General features: G+C 42.4%; 16 protein-coding genes. 12 read left to right on the forward strand and 4 right to left on the reverse strand.

Features of this window, described 5'->3' with window-relative positions; all coding sequences use genetic code 11:
- Window positions 1-277: 277 nt before the first annotated feature.
- From R4I06_RS01000 to R4I06_RS01010, 3 genes are all read right to left on the reverse strand, one after another.
- The gene (locus R4I06_RS01000) at window positions 278-709 is read right to left on the reverse strand and encodes a hypothetical protein (protein ID WP_334413634.1); all 432 of its coding nucleotides are present in this window, start codon (window positions 707-709) and stop codon (window positions 278-280) included.
- Window positions 710-873: 164 nt separating this feature from the next.
- On the reverse strand, window positions 874-2,430 hold the full coding sequence (locus R4I06_RS01005) for a lysine--tRNA ligase (protein ID WP_334413635.1): 1,557 nt from the start codon (window positions 2,428-2,430) through the stop codon (window positions 874-876).
- A 499-nt stretch (window positions 2,431-2,929) separates the two neighbouring features.
- Entirely contained in the window at window positions 2,930-3,640 is a 711-nt protein-coding gene (locus R4I06_RS01010) for an alpha/beta hydrolase (RefSeq protein ID WP_334413636.1), read from the reverse strand.
- A gap of 203 nt (window positions 3,641-3,843) precedes the next feature.
- Here R4I06_RS01010 and R4I06_RS01015 point away from each other — a divergent pair, with 203 nt between their 5' ends.
- From R4I06_RS01015 to R4I06_RS01055, 9 genes are read left to right on the forward strand one after another with little or no spacing between them, the layout of a single operon-like run.
- Window positions 3,844-5,391, forward strand: coding sequence for an aminotransferase class V-fold PLP-dependent enzyme (locus R4I06_RS01015; protein ID WP_334413637.1), 1,548 nt, complete (start codon window positions 3,844-3,846; stop codon window positions 5,389-5,391).
- Between the two features lie 29 nt (window positions 5,392-5,420).
- A complete protein-coding gene (locus R4I06_RS01020; RefSeq protein WP_410519367.1) occupies window positions 5,421-6,659 on the forward strand; it encodes an IscS subfamily cysteine desulfurase in 1,239 nt (412 codons plus the stop codon).
- 15 nt (window positions 6,660-6,674) lie between these two features.
- The gene (gene iscU / locus R4I06_RS01025; protein WP_334413638.1) at window positions 6,675-7,076 is read left to right on the forward strand and encodes a Fe-S cluster assembly scaffold IscU; all 402 of its coding nucleotides are present in this window, start codon (window positions 6,675-6,677) and stop codon (window positions 7,074-7,076) included.
- 5 nt (window positions 7,077-7,081) lie between these two features.
- Window positions 7,082-7,474 (forward strand): HesB/IscA family protein, encoded by a 393-nt coding sequence (locus R4I06_RS01030; protein WP_410519368.1) that lies wholly within the window; start codon window positions 7,082-7,084, stop codon window positions 7,472-7,474.
- Complete coding sequence (gene hscB, locus R4I06_RS01035) at window positions 7,431-7,904, forward strand: Fe-S protein assembly co-chaperone HscB (protein ID WP_334413640.1); 474 nt, start codon at window positions 7,431-7,433, stop codon at window positions 7,902-7,904. The genes R4I06_RS01030 and hscB overlap by 44 nt, the downstream gene beginning before the upstream one ends.
- Window positions 7,901-9,718, forward strand: a complete 1,818-nt coding sequence (locus tag R4I06_RS01040) for an Hsp70 family protein (RefSeq protein ID WP_334413641.1) — start codon at window positions 7,901-7,903, stop codon at window positions 9,716-9,718. Before hscB ends, R4I06_RS01040 begins: the two co-directional genes overlap by 4 nt.
- Before the next feature lie 23 nt (window positions 9,719-9,741).
- Window positions 9,742-10,098, forward strand: coding sequence for a ferredoxin family 2Fe-2S iron-sulfur cluster binding protein (locus tag R4I06_RS01045; protein ID WP_334413642.1), 357 nt, complete (start codon window positions 9,742-9,744; stop codon window positions 10,096-10,098).
- Window positions 10,095-11,234 carry a hypothetical protein gene (locus R4I06_RS01050; protein WP_334413643.1) on the forward strand — a complete coding sequence of 380 codons (1,140 nt, stop codon included), beginning with the start codon at window positions 10,095-10,097 and terminating at the stop codon, window positions 11,232-11,234. Before R4I06_RS01045 ends, R4I06_RS01050 begins: the two co-directional genes overlap by 4 nt.
- Window positions 11,235-11,263: 29 nt before the next feature.
- Window positions 11,264-11,692, forward strand: a complete 429-nt coding sequence (locus R4I06_RS01055; RefSeq protein ID WP_334413644.1) for a cytochrome c-type biogenesis protein — start codon at window positions 11,264-11,266, stop codon at window positions 11,690-11,692.
- A gap of 1,293 nt (window positions 11,693-12,985) precedes the next feature.
- Here the strand turns inward: R4I06_RS01055 and R4I06_RS01060 are convergent.
- Window positions 12,986-13,564, reverse strand: a complete 579-nt coding sequence (locus R4I06_RS01060; RefSeq protein WP_334413645.1) for a UbiX family flavin prenyltransferase — start codon at window positions 13,562-13,564, stop codon at window positions 12,986-12,988.
- A gap of 316 nt (window positions 13,565-13,880) precedes the next feature.
- On the opposite strand from R4I06_RS01060, the gene gyrB reads away from it, so the two are divergent.
- From gyrB to nuoG, 3 genes are all read left to right on the forward strand, one after another.
- A complete protein-coding gene (gyrB, locus tag R4I06_RS01065) occupies window positions 13,881-16,262 on the forward strand; it encodes a DNA topoisomerase (ATP-hydrolyzing) subunit B (protein ID WP_334413646.1) in 2,382 nt (793 codons plus the stop codon).
- Window positions 16,263-16,334: 72 nt separating this feature from the next.
- The gene (locus tag R4I06_RS01070; protein WP_334413647.1) at window positions 16,335-16,550 is read left to right on the forward strand and encodes a hypothetical protein; all 216 of its coding nucleotides are present in this window, start codon (window positions 16,335-16,337) and stop codon (window positions 16,548-16,550) included.
- Window positions 16,551-16,566: 16 nt separating this feature from the next.
- Window positions 16,567-17,834 (forward strand): NADH-quinone oxidoreductase subunit NuoG (nuoG, locus tag R4I06_RS01075; protein ID WP_334413650.1); only part of this gene is annotated, 1,268 nt, incomplete at its 3' end.

Here is a 17,834-nt window from a genome sequence, read left to right on the forward strand (position 1 = left end):
AGTGAGAGATCGTTACTTGCTGATATAAGTGCGCAATAACATCTCACGCTGCTAGAGTGTATAGAACGAAAGGGCTCTTATATATCATTCGAGTACTTCAATTGCCTTAGATGCCCATATTTATGAGAGCAAGGTATAAGTACCATTACCTAGACCATCTTTTACAGGAAGGCGCATAGAATTTGCTGCCAGAGAAAAATAGCCACGAAACTAGAGGAAAAACTTAGGAGAGAGCGCAAGCAAGAAGGAGCAAGAGCTGCATGCCCGGTAGGGAGAACTATGGTTTCTTGAAGACGTTACCCACCCTTCTCCATACTCCATCATGTATGCCAGTGGTTGTTGTATGTGGACCAGAAGGCTCACGTAGGCGCTGCTTCTCTGTTGTCAGTCGCTCAACGCGAACTACTCGTTCAGTGTTAGTATCCAAGATCAATTTCAAGGTGTCACAGGTGTAGCTACGTATCACACCAGAAGCTGCGGTATATACCGAACATGAAGGATACAACCATAGTACCTCATTATCACCGCTCTCTTCTTCGATCACAGGAGGCCCGAGCAACTCTAAAACTTCTGAAGTCTTGTTGCCAACTTTAACAGATTCCCAAAGCTTTTTTCCTGTCGCAGGATATCCATGATGTTGTACATGAGAGACGATACAACCACATAGTAGGAACAGAGCAAAACACGCTGCAAAAAAGCCTGACCGCATATACAAAACACCGAAAGAGGCGACTAGCAGGATAACACAACACCTCCCTAAGTGTCAATCACTCACCTAAGTTTTACAGTTTTCTCTTTCCTGCATTTCTGTATCGGAGAAGAGAGAAGTGATATACTTAAAGTAATACCTTAGGTATCTACACATCAATAGCTCTAATCGGTGAGATGACCACTTTTCTCTAGAGAATTTTTTATCAGTGTAATGGTATTTTCTATACCGTAAACTTTGACAAATGATCCAAATCTAGGTCCATCACTTTGGCCAAGTAATACCTCATACAACATCTTAAACCATTCCCGCAAGTTACTGGAAAAGTACTTTTTTCCTACTGCAAATACCTCATTTTGTATACCATCAGAAGATACATCGTCATGCATTGAATGTAATACATTTATAAGATCTAATAACGCATCAGCTTCATGTTCAGATGGAGTCCTATACGATCTATGCGGCAAGATAAACGTCTTATAGTAAGAGACAGCACAGTGTACCAGCTTGCTAATAACCTCGTTAGATTCCTCGCCTACGAGCGAACTCCTATACTTCTTGAGTAATTTCCATAGCATTTCAGTGTCTTCTGCATTGCATGCAGAAGCTATGTTGATTAAGAGGGAAAAACTCAATCCATGTAGGGTAATTTCGGGAACATTGCCGTTATGAATATGCCATACTGGATTGTCCATACTACTGTTAGCATTGTAGTCACGCACTAAAGAGAAGTAATCATCGACAAATTTAGGTACTACGTCCAAACACAGGCGCTTAGCACGCTTTGGATTTTGAAACATGTACAGAGCAAGGCTCTCATAAGGTGCACAGGAAAGCCACTCATCTACTGATAGCCCATTACCCTTGGATTTGGATATCTTCTTTCCCTCTCTATCTAGAAATAGTTCATAAGGGAATAAAATTGGCTCCTTGCCACCCAATAGTCTGCATATTTCTGATGCTGGCTTTGCAGAAGGTGTCAGGTCCTTCCCATGTGATTCATACTGCACTCCAAATGCGGCCCATCTCATTCCCCAATCTGCCTTCCATTGAAGCTTACAGTGTCCTCCTGTCACCGGCACTTCCACTAAAGAACCGTCGTCGGGGTCACGATACGATACGGTACCTCTATCGACGTGTGTCTCGACTATAGGCACTTGCAAGACGCGCTTAGTTTTTGGACACAGAGGTAAAAAGGGGCTATAAGTTTGCTGTCGTTCCTCACCCAAAGTGGGCAAAAGAATGCGTATACTATCTTCGTAAGATTTCAACAATCTCAGTAATACTTCGTCATATCTTCCTGATCTATAGCATTCTGTTGAGCTCATGAATTCGTATTCAAACTCAAATCTGTCTAGAAACGTACAGAATCTATTGTTCATGTGATGCCCATAACTTTCATGGGTACCAAAGGGATCTGGGATAGAGGTCAGTAGCTTTCCTAAGTGCTTTGAAACCATCTCACCATTTGGAATATTGTCAGGAACTTTTCGCAGTCCGTCCATATCGTCGGAAAACGCTAATATTCTAGGCTTTGTTTTGGGAGATATTTTTTTTATAGCGTTTGCAACAAATACCGTTCTAAGTACTTCCCCAAAAGTCCCTATATGCGGAAGACCAGAAGGACCATAACCCGTGGCTAGTATAACCTCACCGCCTTCACCGAAAGTTTGTAAAATCTTTTCAGCCTCAACAAAAGGCCAAGAAATAAGCTCAGGCATTGGCTACAACAAAAACTATCTGCAGGCTTACATTACACCACAATACTCAAGTACACAAGGCCTAGCGATGCAAAGAGGCCTCTCTGAGTATCGTGTTTGACGCAGCACTCCTCTCATGTATTTATAACTCTACATGTTTGAGGCATATACAATTTTCTACCTGGATTGCCCATAGGATTTCTGCAGATGAAAGCGGATTTTCCTGTGGAAGTGTGTGGATTTGATACAAAGGTTTTGTCCATTTTAGTCTACTGCTCTGATGTTATGTAGGTGATGGACTGCTTCGTTTATAGATGCTGTGAAAAGCTTTAGTCGCTAAAGATTATAGAGTTCAAACTTGATAGAAGAAGAGCCAATTTGCAGGAGAGAAGCCGTATAGAAGGGGAAGACCTAACGAAGAAACTAAGTCTGCTAAAGCTAAGTTTACCGTGAGCTCGAGCTCTCCTTGGCTGATGCTTTCTTCTCTAAGGCAATACCTTTGCGCTCACAAAGGAGCACGTTACTCCACATATTCAGGTGGGTATACACGCTCATCTTCAGCGTCACTTCCTACAAGCAGAGAATCATCTGCAGTAAGTCTGGCGCTTACATAAGAGTCTACTACCCTTGTCAACTCTTCAACATGGTCACGAAAGAAATGATCCGCTTTTTCAATGACATGATACTGCATGTATTTACTCTTTATCGATGCACTCAGCCTGGCAGCTAACTGCGATACAGCCGCTTCTTCAGCTATGCTGTCATTATCTCCTTGAATAATCAGCCCTGGCACTGGGCATGGCGATAAGAAGGAAAAGTCATATCTGTTAGCGGGAGGAGACACGACAACGAATCCCTCAACTTCCGGGCGACGCATCATTAACTGCATGGCAACCCATGCTCCAAAAGAAAATCCGGCAACCCAAAACGGAGAAGTTGAAGGACTGTTGTTCTGCAACCAATCGGCCGCAGCTGCAGCATCACTTAACTCCCCGACTCCCTTATCAAACACTCCAGCAGATTTTCCTACACCACGAAAGTTGATCCTTAAAATAGAAAATCCGTGTTTTACGAAGACCTTATACAGCACATGGACGATCTTATTGTCCATACTTCCGCCATACTGTGGATGCGGGTGCAATATGAGCACCAACGGGGAATTAACTTCGCGTCCCCCAGTATACCTACCTTCTATTTTTCCTACAGAACCATTAAAAGAAACTTCACGCACTTACAACTACCAACTTACCCACACACGCTCACCCTTTGTAATAAAAACCCACTTGACATAAGGTATATTATTAATTACTACTCACTGTGCACGTGGAGATGTTAGCCGAAAGGTTGTTTCTAACCAAGATTTTTTTTTGTTTTGCATGTACTCCTGTGCTTGGCTCTATGGTTTTGCAGCAGTGAGGAAGTGACGACGTGTTAATGACGACGCGGTTGCGGTATGCAGTAATGTTTATGGTAGGTCTCGTACAACAAAGCGGGCCTTCATGTAACTCAAAGCCGAAGCGTGCGTCTGCTATAGCTGACGTTCAGTCTCTGTCAGAAGGATATCTTGAAAAGGTTGTTGCTTCTCTAAAAGGGAGAGGGTTGATCAGATCTGTAAAAGGTCCGGGAGGAGGGTATGCTCTAAATGTCCCCCCCGAAAGGATAACACTGGATATGTTACTGGAATCTGTTGGAGATAAGGTGAAAATGGTCAGGTGTGATGGTGGGCACGAAGTATGTTTATCTTCCGGTACAGAGAGGTGCAATAGCCACAGGTTGTGGCATAACATGGAGAAATACGTGATGCATTACTTGTCTAACACATCGATACTCGATGTGTGTAATGATACGTTCGAGATGTTAGACAGCGAAAGTGATTTTATTTACGCAGACCACAATGCAACCTCTGAGGTTAGTGCTTCTGTAAGACATAAGGTTGCTAATGCTCTATTGTTTGATAATTTTTACAATCCCTCCTCTATGCACAAATGGGGGCAGGGTTCCAGGAAGATAGTTGAGGATGCCAGGGCTGTTGTAATTGAGGCACTTAACGCTCAGGGGTACGATGTTATCTTTACATCTTCAGGTACTGAAGCCAATAATTTGGTGTTTAGTACGCATAAGTGCAGGCATATAATATCTGCCATTGAGCATCCTTCGGTAATCAATGCTGCCGTCAATCCGCTTGTGATTCCAGTGAATCAGGATGGCGTAGTGAGCGTTGATAAATTAGTGGAAATACTGGAGTCTTTGTGTGGTTCAAAGGCTTTATTGTCTGTTATGCTTGCCAACAATGAGACTGGCGTTATTCAACCCGTAGAAAGGCTTCTATCTGAAGCTAAGAAGTATGGGGTTATAACACATGTAGATGCTGTGCAAGCGTGTGGTAAAATTCCGTTAAACGTATCAGAGTTAGGGGCGGATTTTGTCACTATCTCGTCTCATAAGATAGGCGGCATTTCGGGTTCTGGAGCTTTGCTGCATAGGAAGGGTATAGATGTATCTCCCATGATGTTGGGAGGGTCTCAGGAGAGGGGGTTGCGCGCAGGGACTGAAAACGTGCCAGCGATTTATTCTTTATCCATTGCACTCAAGGAGATTGAAAAAAGGGTGGCTGGGATGCAGAGCATTAGAGGTGTGCGCGATTTCTTAGAATCTGAGCTAAAAAATAGAGTGCCGGCGTGCACAATAGTGGGTGAGGGAGCTGCAAGGCTACCAAATACCACGTGCGTCATCATGCCTGGTGTGAGTGCAGAGACGCAACTTATTGCCTTAGATAAGGCCGGTATAGCAGTTGGAATAGGTTCTGCATGTAGCTCCGGAAAGATCAGCAAGTCGCATGTGTTATCAGCCATGGGGATTGATGCTGTTGATGCTCGAAGCGCGATAAGGATAAGTTTTGGCACAACTGCTACCATAGAACAGGCTGCTAGAATTGCACGATGTTGGCATGAGATTTATGAAAATTTTTGCAATTTGTGTTAGATTTTTGAGATAGTAAGGGAAGGGGAATTATGGTGGAAGAAAGTTACAAGAAGCCTAGAACTCCCATATTTCTGGATTACCAGTCAACTACCATGGTTGATGAAAGGGTTCTTCAGGCTATGATTCCTCATTTTCAACGATTTTCCAACCCGCACTCTCGCAGTCACTGTTTTGGGTGGAAAGCTGAATCTGCAGTGGAGCTTGCTAGGGAGCAGGTGGCTGCTGTTATAGGCGCTTCCAGCAAAGAGGTTATCTTCACTTCTGGTGCGACAGAATCGAACAATCTTGCCATAAAGGGTGTGGCTCGTTTTTACAAGAAGCGCGGGAATCACATAATTACGCTCAGCACGGAGCATAAGTGTGTGTTGGATTCATGCAGACATTTGGAGACAGAGGGGTTTGAAGTCACGTATTTGGAAGTGTGCAAGGATGGTATCTTGGATTTAGAAGTTCTGAAAAAGGCTATAAGAGAGGATACAATCTTGGTATCTGTGATGATGGTGAATAATGAGATAGGGGTTATTCAGCCAATACGTGAAATAGGCAAAATATGTAAGAGTGAAGGGAGAGAGATATTTTTTCATACTGATGCTGCTCAGGCATTTGGAAAGTTACCCATAGATGTCAATGATATGGGTATAGATTTACTCAGCATTTCTGGACATAAAATATATGGTCCTATGGGAATAGGCGCCTTGTATGTTAGAAAAAGAAATCCCAGAGTAAGACTTTCTCCTTTGATTAGTGGGGGAGGTCAAGAGCGTGGAATGAGGTCTGGCACAGTTCCGACTCCGCTGGCAGTAGGGTTGGGCGAGGCTTCTAGGATAGCTTTAGAAGAAATGGAAGAAGAAGGAGAGAGAATAAGAGAGCTAAGAGACGTGTTATATGATAGGATAATGAGTGGATTGTCCCATGTGGTTTTGAATGGTAGTTACTCTAAAAGAATACCTGGCAACCTGAATCTTAGTTTTTCTTACGTCGAGGGAGAATCGTTAATCATGTCTATTAGCGATTTGGCTGTTAGTTCCGGATCTGCGTGTACTTCTGCTTCTTTGGAGGCTTCTTATGTTTTGCGTGCTTTGAATATAGAACAGGATTTGGAGCATTCTTCTATAAGGTTTGGCATAGGTAGATTCACCACGCGGGAAGAAGTGGAGTACGCTGCTGAAGTCGTAATTCGCAGTGTTAAGAAGCTTCGTGAAATAAGTCCGCTTTGGGAAATGGTTCAGGAAGGCGTGGATCTGAAGGCTATAAAGTGGGATACGTAATAAAGGGGTGTATTTATGAGTTATAGTGATGCTGTAGTAGATCGTTGCAAGAACCCTAAGAATGTAGGTTCTTTGCCTAAGGATGATATAAGTGTTGGTACTGGATTGGTGGGAGCTCCTAGTTGTGGAGACGTGATGAAGTTGCAGATAAAGGTTGATGAGAGCGGCACCATTGTTGATGCGAAGTTTAAGACCTTCGGATGTGGTGCTGCAATAGCTGCAAGTTCTCTTGCTACTGAGAGAATAAAGGGCAAAACCATAGATGAAGCTTGTTTACTTAAGAATACGGTGCTAGCGCAAGAGTTGTCTCTTCCTCCAGTGAAGATACACTGCTCATTATTGGCTGAAGATGCCGTAAAGGCTGCAGTAAGCGACTATAGAAGCAAGCAAATGTCTGCTTCTGGAAGTAATAACTGAGGATGATGGAAAATAAGGGCATGTTTCCATCAAATACGGACAGCGGCAGTAGTGATGCTGTTCCTGTAACCTTGACTGATGCTGCGTTGAGGAGAATGAAGGAGTTGCTCTTGAGCAAGGGTGGCGAAAACGTGGCCATTAGGGTCCTCGTGAAGCAGAAGGGGTGTTACGGTATGAAGTACCACATAGAGTACGCGTATGAGTCTAGACCCCTTGAGGTTAAGATAGTCAAGAGTATTGATGGATTTGATGTTACAGTTCTGATAGAGCCCAAAGCTATGATGTTTATCAGGGGCACTGTAATAGACTACTATACGGATAAACTGTCATCTGGGTTTACCTTTAATAATCCGAATGAAAAGGGTAGATGTGGATGCGGAGAGAGTTTTTATGTCTGATGATTACTTTCGACTGCTTAATTTCAGTGAGACTAAATTTGACTTAGATCTCTCACTTCTCGAGAAGAATTACATAGAAATTCAGGCTAATTTTCATCCAGACAGGTTTTTTTCCATTCAGGACAAAGAGGCCGCTGTCAGACATATGGCAAAGGTCAATGAGGCGTACTTAGTGTTAAAATCTCCCATGAAACGTGCTGAGTACATATTGAAGAAGGATGGAATCAAAATAAGCGAAGCAGACAGGGGGCGCATTATAGCAGAGGTATTAGATTTTGAGGCAGATAGCTCTGAGCTGTCAGAGGAGATATCCGCATGTGTTGGGGGTATAGAATCTTCTTTTTCAGGGGGTGATGTATACAGGGCGGCTGTATTGACTGAGAAATTGAAGTACTTAGTAAAAATTAGAAAAAGCGGTGGTGGCGTATGAAACTCCTAAATATATCTGAGCCTGGCAAGGCGGAGGCCTATGAGGCATTTGGAATAGATTTAGGCACTACTTTCTCGCTTGTAGCCAAGGTTGATAGCGATAGTGGGCAGGTATTAGTGTTCACAGATTCAGAGGGAAGAAGCATATTTCCGTCTGTTGTGGAGTATTGCGAAGGTGCAGTAAAGGTTGGGTATGATGCGGATTTTTCAAAGGCATTGCATTCCGTTAAAAGACTGATAGGAAGGAGTGTTGCACTCGGTGCAAGCGATGAATTTTGTGGCATGGGTGTTTCATATTCTGACACGGGCGATGCGATTCTTGATGTACTTGGTAAAGGAGGCACCACTGCGATAGAGGTTTCTGCGGAGATACTTAGGGCGCTCAGTAGACTTGTGGAAAATCGCACAGGCGAGGGTATAAAGCATGCTGTGATAACTGTTCCAGCATATTTCGATGAGGTTTCTAGAAAGGCAACTAGAAAAGCAGCAGAGCTTGCTGGAATTGAGGTATTGAGGATATTAAGCGAGCCTACAGCAGCTGCTTTAGCATATAAAGTTGAGCAGAATAGTGATACGGGTAAGATATGCATAGTGTATGACCTTGGAGGCGGAACCTTTGATATTTCTGTGGTCAAATTCCATGAAGGAGTGCTGCAAGTCGTTGCTACTGGAGGGGATACTAATCTCGGTGGCGATGATATAGATTACGGGCTGGCAGAGTTGGTCTTAAAGAAGTCTGGACTACAAGGAAAGCATTCAGTAAGCAGGGGCCTAATGTTGCAGACCAGGGTTATCAAGGAGAATATGAGCGATGCGGAAGATGCTCGTGAATTCAAGTTTGCAATAGGAGGAGAAACTGTTTATTGCAGCATAAGTAATGTGGAGTTTGGTGAAATAGTTAAAGGTGTGATAGACAGGACTATTGCCATACTTAGGGATACAATGCTTGATGCTGACATTGACGCGTCTGACGTATCCGATGTAATTTTAGTGGGTGGTTCTACCAGAATTCCTTATGTAAAGTCTGTGCTTGAAGAAATATTTTGCGGCCGGATACGTGACAGTATTGATCCTGATAAAGCAGTAGTTGTAGGCGCGGCATTGCAAGCTTTTTATCTTTCAAATCCTGAGGCCTCTAAGGAAAGAAGGGTTTTGCTAGATGTAGTGCCATTATCATTATCGCTGGAGGTTATGGGGGGGATAGTAGAGGTTTTAATACCAAGAAACACTCCGGTGCCAGCGGTTGTATCTCAGGAATTTACCACGTATGTAGATGGGCAGACATCGATTAGTATACATGTCTGTCAAGGGGAGCGAGAGATAGTATCAGAGAACAGGTCCCTGGCCAAGTTTGATATCAAGGTTCCCCCATTGCCAGCTGGAGAGGTCAGGATAGAAGTTGCGTTTAGGGTCGATATGGACGGGCTTCTTACCGTGTTTGTTAAGGATATGGCCACTGGCAATGAAAAATATGTTGAGATAAACTCTATGAAGGACATCACTCAACAAGAGGTTGAGCGTTGTGTTACGGGTTCCATAGAGAATTTTGATGCAGACATGACGGCTAAGGGGTTAAGTGTAATCAAGGGAGAATGTCAGCGTATTTTAGCTGTTATGAAAGTCATGCTGGAAAAGGGCGCCATTGAAGATATGGATATTCCATTGGTAAGGGATTTGATTACACAAGAATGTTCCATAATGCGTGATTGTGATATAGATAAAGTACGTGATTTTTCTGATAAATTAGCTAGTGTGTTGACAGAACTTAGGAAAAAAGAGAATGATGTGCTTTGTAGTAGCGGCGGCGGTGAGTAGTGTAATTCTTTGAGTATAGTTGTATGCCTTCAATAACTTTTGTATCTCCGGATGGGACTAAAAAAACCTACGATGCGCATGAAGGTGAGACTTTGCTCACTTTAGCACATCGCAACAATGTAGATCTAGAAGGCGCATGCGAGGGTTCTATGGCTTGTTCTACTTGCCATTTGATTGTATCCCCAGAGTGGTATGATAAAGTTGAGTTATACAATAAGTTGACTGATGAAGAGAATGACATGTTAGATTTGGCATTTGGCCTTACTGAAACTTCCAGACTGGGATGTCAGATTACTGTCACTAAGGAACTTGATGGGTTGTGTGTTATACTGCCTGGAGAGACGAGGAACGTTTCTTTTGATGGCAGACAGGAGGATTGAGTGTGTACTCTAACTTTTTGACGAATAGTAGAGTAAGGCGGTGGGCATTATTCTTATGCATGGCGTGTTTTCTATCTGCTGTTGGTGTACTTTCGATAAAAAAGGTCGTTAGGGAATTCGCCTCTGATATTATTACGACAAAGAGTTTGGCTAGTTGGGGAATAGGGGTACAGGGATCTGCTGTAAAGTATGCAGATTTAAAAACAAGTTTTTTCGCGCCTCAAGTAGTCATTACTGGGCTCGTAATAGACACGCTATATGCAAGTTTTGAGATAGATCAACTCGGGTTTTCGTATGGTCTATTCAGCAGGAATTCCAGCATTAAATTCTCCGACGGGTACATACATGTGTCTGCTGGAGATCAGAAGGGTGGACGCTTAAAGTGCAAAGTAGAGTCTGGACTGGACATAAGGTGGAGAGATAGTGCGGCGCTATACTTTCTGAAGAGAATTCTTTTCGGCAAGGGAGTCACCAACAGTGTAGTTAAAGTTTCTTATGTGGATGACAGCGGTGCGTATTGTACAAACCATTTGGGAGAGGAGGAAAGCATTGCATCTGCATATGAGAAGTTGAGAATTTCTCTATCTTTTCCTGAGGATGATGCTTTAAGGGCAGATGCTCTTATGAATTTGAAAGTCAAAGAAGGTATGGGCAGCCTGTCATTAAATATGGATGGCATTTTAATGCAAAAAGACCAAGATGATGGTGCCACTAAGGTTAATATTACGTCATTAGGGCTTGAGGGTGATTCCTTTTCAGTAAGGCTAGATGGGAATATGGTTATTTCTCAAAAGTGTGCACTGATGTCATTTAGAAGGTGTGTGTACAATATTAATCTAGAGATCAGAAAATTCGATGAGCTATCAAATTTTGTGAAAGCTGGTGTGTTGGAATTACTAGGAGATGAAATAGGAAAGCACAAAAATGGTGAGCAACTTCTAACATTTTTGGATTCTATTTTCGGCGTCATACGTGCTTCTGCGGTGTTAACTAATGCGGAAGAAGATATTGTGAAGATTACTCTCAACTCTACAGAGAAAGGGGGTTTGGTTATAGATGGTATACCCATAAATAAGATAAAGGATGATGTCGTTAAGAAGTTTAGAAGTATACAGGGGCGAGATGCTTTTATGTAGTTCTTTGGGTATATGCATTGCACAGATATATGGTAAGCTTTGATTCCCCGAGAGCGGGGAGGTGGTTATGCCTGGCATTTTTCGTATATTTATGGATGCCATGTTGCGTACATGCTTTTTCGATCGATGAGAAAGTGCTTCCAAAGGACATGGAATACAGGGCGGTGAGGTTATTCAAAGCTACTAGGTGTTTAGTTTGCTCTGGGGAGTCACTGCACGAATCTAAATCCAGTTTCGCCATGGAAATGCGAGAGTTTATAAGGAATAGGATAGCTAGTGGCGATACGGATGAAGAGATACTTAGAGATCTACAAGGTTTGTATGGAGAACAGATCTTAGTCAATATCTCTTACAGGGGATATGCTCATATTTTATGGTTAGTTCCCCTCACCATAGCTGTGGTTACAGGTCTTGCTATGTTGATGAAGCTTCGTGCGATGAGGAGTGGAAATAACTGACGCTTTATATAATTTGCCATTCTACATGTCACTTTATATTAAAAGCCCTTTCTATTCATGTAGGTCACATATATTGAAGCTTCTTATACCTAATGTGTTGCTTCTCATAATTGTTATTACTCCGCCATGACTAGGACTTTTGCTTATATGTATGAAGCATTACTTTCCCAGGTATGTGGAATTGTGCCGCTCTTTGTCGTGTTTAGGGAGCTTCATGCGATAATAGCAGGTAGCAACTGAATTCTCTTACATTCTAATATGTTGCTCATCATAAGGGTAATTACCTTAGCTATGACTGTACTATTTTTGTCTATATGATGGTACTGTATTGTCCTTTGCCATATTGACTAAACATAACGCTATGAAAAGCAAGAAGTAACTGACGCTTTATATAAAGTTTGCCATTCTGCTGTCACACCTTCCCATTCATATATGTCACTTATATAGAAGCTTCTTCCATTCTAATGTGTCATTCTCATGAGGCCAGTTCCTTTGCTATGGCAGTACTACTTTCTCCATGTACAGAAGCTTTACTCCGTTACTATGGTCCAGTCCAGGCAGGAGTCTCGCATACTACATTTTGACTAAACTTCATGCACTGAGGGCAAGAAATCACTAGAACTCATTATATAAATTTGCCGTTCTATATGTCACCTCTCCCATTTATGCATATCACTTATATTTGCCATGTCACTATGTTACTTTTATTAGAAGCCCCTTCCACTTATGTGTATCATTTATATTGAATCTTCTTTCACCCAATGCGTTGCTTCTCATAAGGACAGTTCCTTTGCTATAGCCACGCTACTTTTACCCATGTATAGAAGCTTTTTGCTCTCCAGTATAGCCAGTGGTCCCATGTGTTTTGCCCTGTTACAGAGCTCAATACGTGGTAAAGAGCAGGAATAATTAGCGCCTATTATATAGAGTTTGCGGTTCTATACGTGACTCCTTCTCATTCATGTCACTTACATTGAATTTTCCACCTTATGTGCTGCCTCTCAGAATGGTAATTCTTTCAATGATCACCTACTTTTGCTTATATGTACGAAGCTTACTTCCCCAGGTATGTAATTTTGCCGCTCTTTGTCGTGTTGAGGGGGCTTCATGCGATAAGAGTAGGGAGTAACTAAATCTCCTTACATTCCAATGTGTCGCCTCTTATAATAGTAATTCCTCAGCCATGGCCTGACTATTTTTGCCTATTATGAAGCCTTACTTTCACGGCAGGCGGATTAGGTGTCTTTTGTGTGTTGGCAAAACCTCATGCTATACGGAGCGGGAAGGAATTATCTAAAGCCCCTTCCATTCCGATATATCACTTTTCATATTGAACATCCCTAATATTCGCGAGACGTAATGATGTACGATATCGCTGAGCGATTTTGGATTGTTATAGAACGATGGCACAGGAGGTGCTATTATTGCCCCCATTTCTGTAAGAGATACCATAGTACGCAGGTGACCTAGGTGTAGCGGGGTTTCTCGTACTGCCAGGATAAGTTTTCTTTTTTCTTTCATTACTACATCTGCGGCTCTGGTGAGCAAATTAGAGTTTATACCGTGTGCTATTTCAGACATAGTGCGTATTGAACAAGGAATAACTATCATTCCTTCGGTCTTAAATGATCCGCTTGCGATTGATGCTCCTACATCTCCTATTTTGTGATAGTGTGCGCAGTAGCTATTAATTATCTCATCTATACTCGTTATATCTGGACATTCTAACTTGATTGTAAGTTGCGCTGCATCACTCATTACAAGGTGTACTTCTACATCATCCATGTTTTTAAGTTGCTTCAACAGCTGTACGGCATAAGGTGCTCCAGATGCACCACTTATTCCTACTACTATTCTTCTCTTGCTATTCATAGAATAATTAATGGTACGCTACTCTCACTCTCAACCATACAGCTATTTTGTACTATAGCAATGATTTTTACCATGCAATTCGATAGCTGAAGATCTAAGAAGTTACGGTGTAGATGGTTCGAAACAGCAATTATTTTGCTATGGGAATAGGATCTCAGTATACGATATGGAATGAGTGAAATTGCTACTTAGAAATGTCGTTTATTCTTGAAGAAATTTTGGCGAGTATGCCTAGTGTAAAGTAAGAGTGGAAAGATTTTACTTTTACTAGATTTTCTGTATGATGGTGGAGGATTGTCCTTGATTGCGTTTTGACATGAGTGATTACAATGCTAGCTCCATAACTGTCTTAAGAGGTCTTGAGGCAGTGAGGAAACGTCCCGGTATGTACATTGGTGATACGGATGACGGATCAGGGCTGCATCACATGGTATATGAGGTAGTAGATAATGCCATAGATGAGGCTCTAGCTGGTTTTTGTAATGAGATTTCTGTAGTTATTGCTGCTGATGGCTCTGTATCCGTTACAGATAATGGTAGGGGCATTCCCACAGACATACACGAAGAAGAAGGAGTTTCCGCCGCTGAGGTTATAATGACTCAGCTTCATGCAGGTGGAAAATTTGATCACAACAGTTATAAGGTTTCTGGTGGTCTTCACGGTGTGGGGGTATCTGTCGTAAATGCCTTATCGCTATGGTTAGAAGTAGTGATATGGAGAGGCGGTAATGAGTATTTCATAAGATTTGAAAATGGTACTGCAGTTGCACCGTTAGCAGTGCGTGACCAATGCACAAAGAAGAAGAGCGGCACGTGTGTAAGTTTCATGCCTTCAGAGGAGATATTTTCCTCGATCGAATTTAATTATGCTACTTTGGAAAACAGGATAAGGGAGCTCTCTTTTCTAAACTCTAATGTCAGCATCCAGCTTAGGGATTTACGTGGAGCTGAAGAAGTTAAGTCTCAGTTTGGTTGTGGAGAAGAAAACGTAGGTGTTGCGGCATTTGTTAAATATCTTGATCGCAATAAGTTGCCTGTCACGCAGCTAATAACAATAAGGGGCGAAGTTAGCAGTAGTGGCATAGTGGTTGAACTCGCAATGTCCTGGAACGATTCTTATTATGAGAATATGCTGTGTTTCACCAACAATATTCGCCAAAAGGATGGTGGTACGCATCTGGCGGGGTTTCGATCTGCTTTAACCAGGTGCATAAACAACTATGCCACTAACGAGGGTTACTTAAAGAAGGCAAAAGTATCCATTATAGGGGAGGATGTTAGAGAGGGGCTCACTTGTGTACTCTCTGTAAAGATGCCTGATCCCAGATTTTCGTCACAGACAAAAGATAAGTTAGTGAGTTCCGAGGCGAGATTAGCTGTAGAGAGTATAGTTTATGAGAATCTTTCCTCTATTTTTGAATCTAATCCAAAGCTTGCAGCTGAAATCGTAGAGAGGGTAATAAGCTCGGCAAAGGGTAGAGAAGCGGCTAGAAAGGCGAGAGAAGTTATCAAAGGTAAGAATGGACTTGATTTTACTGCTATGCCTGGAAAGTTGGCTGGTTGTCAGGAGAAATCTCCCGAGCTCTCAGAGTTATTCATCGTTGAAGGTAATTCTGCAGGTGGCTCTGCTAAGCAGGGTAGAGACAGGAAGTACCAGGCAGTTTTGTCTCTCAGGGGTAAGATTTTAAACGTTGAAAGGGTGAGTTTAGATAGGACTCTGTCTTCTAGTGAGATTGCTGCATTGATAACGGCTATTGGGAGTAATATAGGGATAGGAAGTTTTGATATCTCGAAAGTTAGATACCATAAGATAGTGATCATGACGGATGCTGATGTTGATGGGTCTCACATCAGGACTTTGCTTCTTACTTTTTTCTTCCGGTATATGAGGGAGATAATAGATGCTGGTTATTTGTACATCGCGCAGCCTCCTCTATATAAGATAACGCGATACAAAAAAGATACCTATATAAAGAACGATGAAGCGCTTAGTGATTACATAGTTGACAATGCTACTAGGCAGTTGGTTTTGAGCAGTATGAAGGCTGATTGTGGCATGGAATTGCGTACTATTCTTCGGAAGTGTGTTCAGATTTCTAATATAACTAAGTCTTATTCTAGAATTGTGCCTCAGGAAGTTTTAGAGTCTATTATTCTTTCCTACAAAAAGAATGGTGAGGCGGCATTTGGAGAGGTTGCTAGCCTTTTAAACAGGATGTTTCCAGAGTACGAATGGGATTCTAGTTACAATGCTAGTGAAGGCAAGTTGGAGATTTTGAGACTATCGCAGGGTATGGTAGAGAGATATTCTTTTGATAGTAATTTGATGCATTGTAGAGATGTGCAGAATGTTATTACTATTTTAGATGGTATAGAAACATTGTTCACAGAAGATTCAGTATTATCTGCTAAAGATCATTGTATGAGAGTGCCTGCGCCGTGTTCCCTTGCTACTGGCATGATAGAGTTTGGGCGTAAGGACATGGCCTTACAAAGATTCAAGGGTTTGGGTGAGATGAATGCTGAGCAATTGTGGGATACGACTCTAAATCCGAGTAGTAGGACTTTGCTGAAAGTTAAAATCTCTGATGCAGAAGCTGCAGATCAGATTTTCTCTGTATTGATGGGAGATTTTGTTGAACCTAGGCGTGATTTTATAAACAATAATGCTTTGAAAGTTAGGAATATTGATTCATAACTTGTGTTATACTCTGCGCGTGTCTGGTGGAGGTACGCGTATTTTTAATGGTCTTTCTTTTGGGGTTTCTATATGGCTAAGGGTGGTAAAGTAGCGAAGACTGCGAGCAAAAATAATCCTCTGCAGCGTAAGAAGGGTACTTCTTCTAAATTGTACAATGGGAAGGCTGTGAAGCCTGTGCAGTATATAGATAGGGAGAGGGGACAAGTGTTTATGGCTGCACAGTTCGAGGACGAAAGCCTTGTACTAGGGGGAGATGGGGTTCCTATTTCTTGGTCTAGAATCTAATGAAGATAGGGTTTCTATGGTTAAGGTCACCGTTAATTCCATAGATATCGATGTTGAAGATGGGATTACTGTATTACAAGCATGCGAAGATGCTGGAGTTGAGATCCCTAGATTTTGTTATCATGAGCGTCTTGCTATAGCCGGAAATTGCAGGATGTGTTTGGTTGAGATAACCGGACAGCCTAAGTTGGCTGCGTCGTGTGCTATGCCGGTGGCTGAGGGTATGGTTATCGCTACGAACACTGACAGAGTGAGAAAGGCGAGAAAGGGTGTCTTGGAGCTTTTGTTATTGAATCATCCTTTGGATTGCCCGATATGTGATCAGGGTGGAGAGTGTGACCTGCAGGACCAAGTTGTGGCTTATGGATGTGGTATAGGTAGGTATCGTGAGGATAAAAGGGCGGTATCTAAGAAAGCCTTTGGCCCACTGATTGAAAATTCCATGAATAGGTGCATACACTGCACAAGATGTGTCAGGTTTTTATCCGATGTTGCTGGCACCTACGAGTTGGGTACTTTTGGCAGGGGTGAAAAGATGGAAATAGACTCCTGTATTTCCCATGGCATCACTTCTGAGATATCTGGCAACATTATAGACCTGTGTCCCGTGGGCGCTCTAACTTCTAAACCGTATATGTTTAAGGCGAGGCCTTGGGAGCTGTTCCACTGTGATACTATAGACGTTTTGGATGCTGTAGGTAGCAGTGTGAGAGTTGACTGCAGAGGGCTCAATGTGATGAGGGTATTGCCCAGGTTGAATGAGGATGTAAACGAGGAGTGGATTTCTGATAAGACTAGGTTTGCATGTGATGGGTTAGAGGTGCAGCGACTGACTGATCCGTGCCTTAGAGTTGGCGGCAGATTGATGCCTAAGGGATGGGATTTTGCCGTATCTGTAGTTATTGATAAGATAAAAAGTGTTGGTGGAAGTAGCGTTGCTGCTATTTCGGGTGACTTAGTAGATTGTGAGTCTATGTTCTTGCTGAAAAAATTCATGGAGTGCATAGGTAGCGAGATTATGGATTGTAGGCAAGATGGAGCGAAGTTAGTTGCATCTTCCAGGGGTATGTATGTATTTAATACCTCTATAGCCGGCATAGAGGAGGCGGACTTATGCTTACTTATCAATGCTGATATTAGATTTGATGCTCCGGTTATAAATGCAAGACTGAGGAAGAGGTATCTTACGGGTGCCATTAAAATAGCGTCAGTGGGATGTAAGTTTAGCTATAATTACGAGGTTGATCGTCTGGGTGATGATCTGGGCATCTTGGAAGAGATAAG

The sequence above is a fragment of the Anaplasma bovis genome, assembly GCF_036903315.1.
Lineage (GTDB): Bacteria > Pseudomonadota > Alphaproteobacteria > Rickettsiales > Anaplasmataceae > Anaplasma > Anaplasma bovis.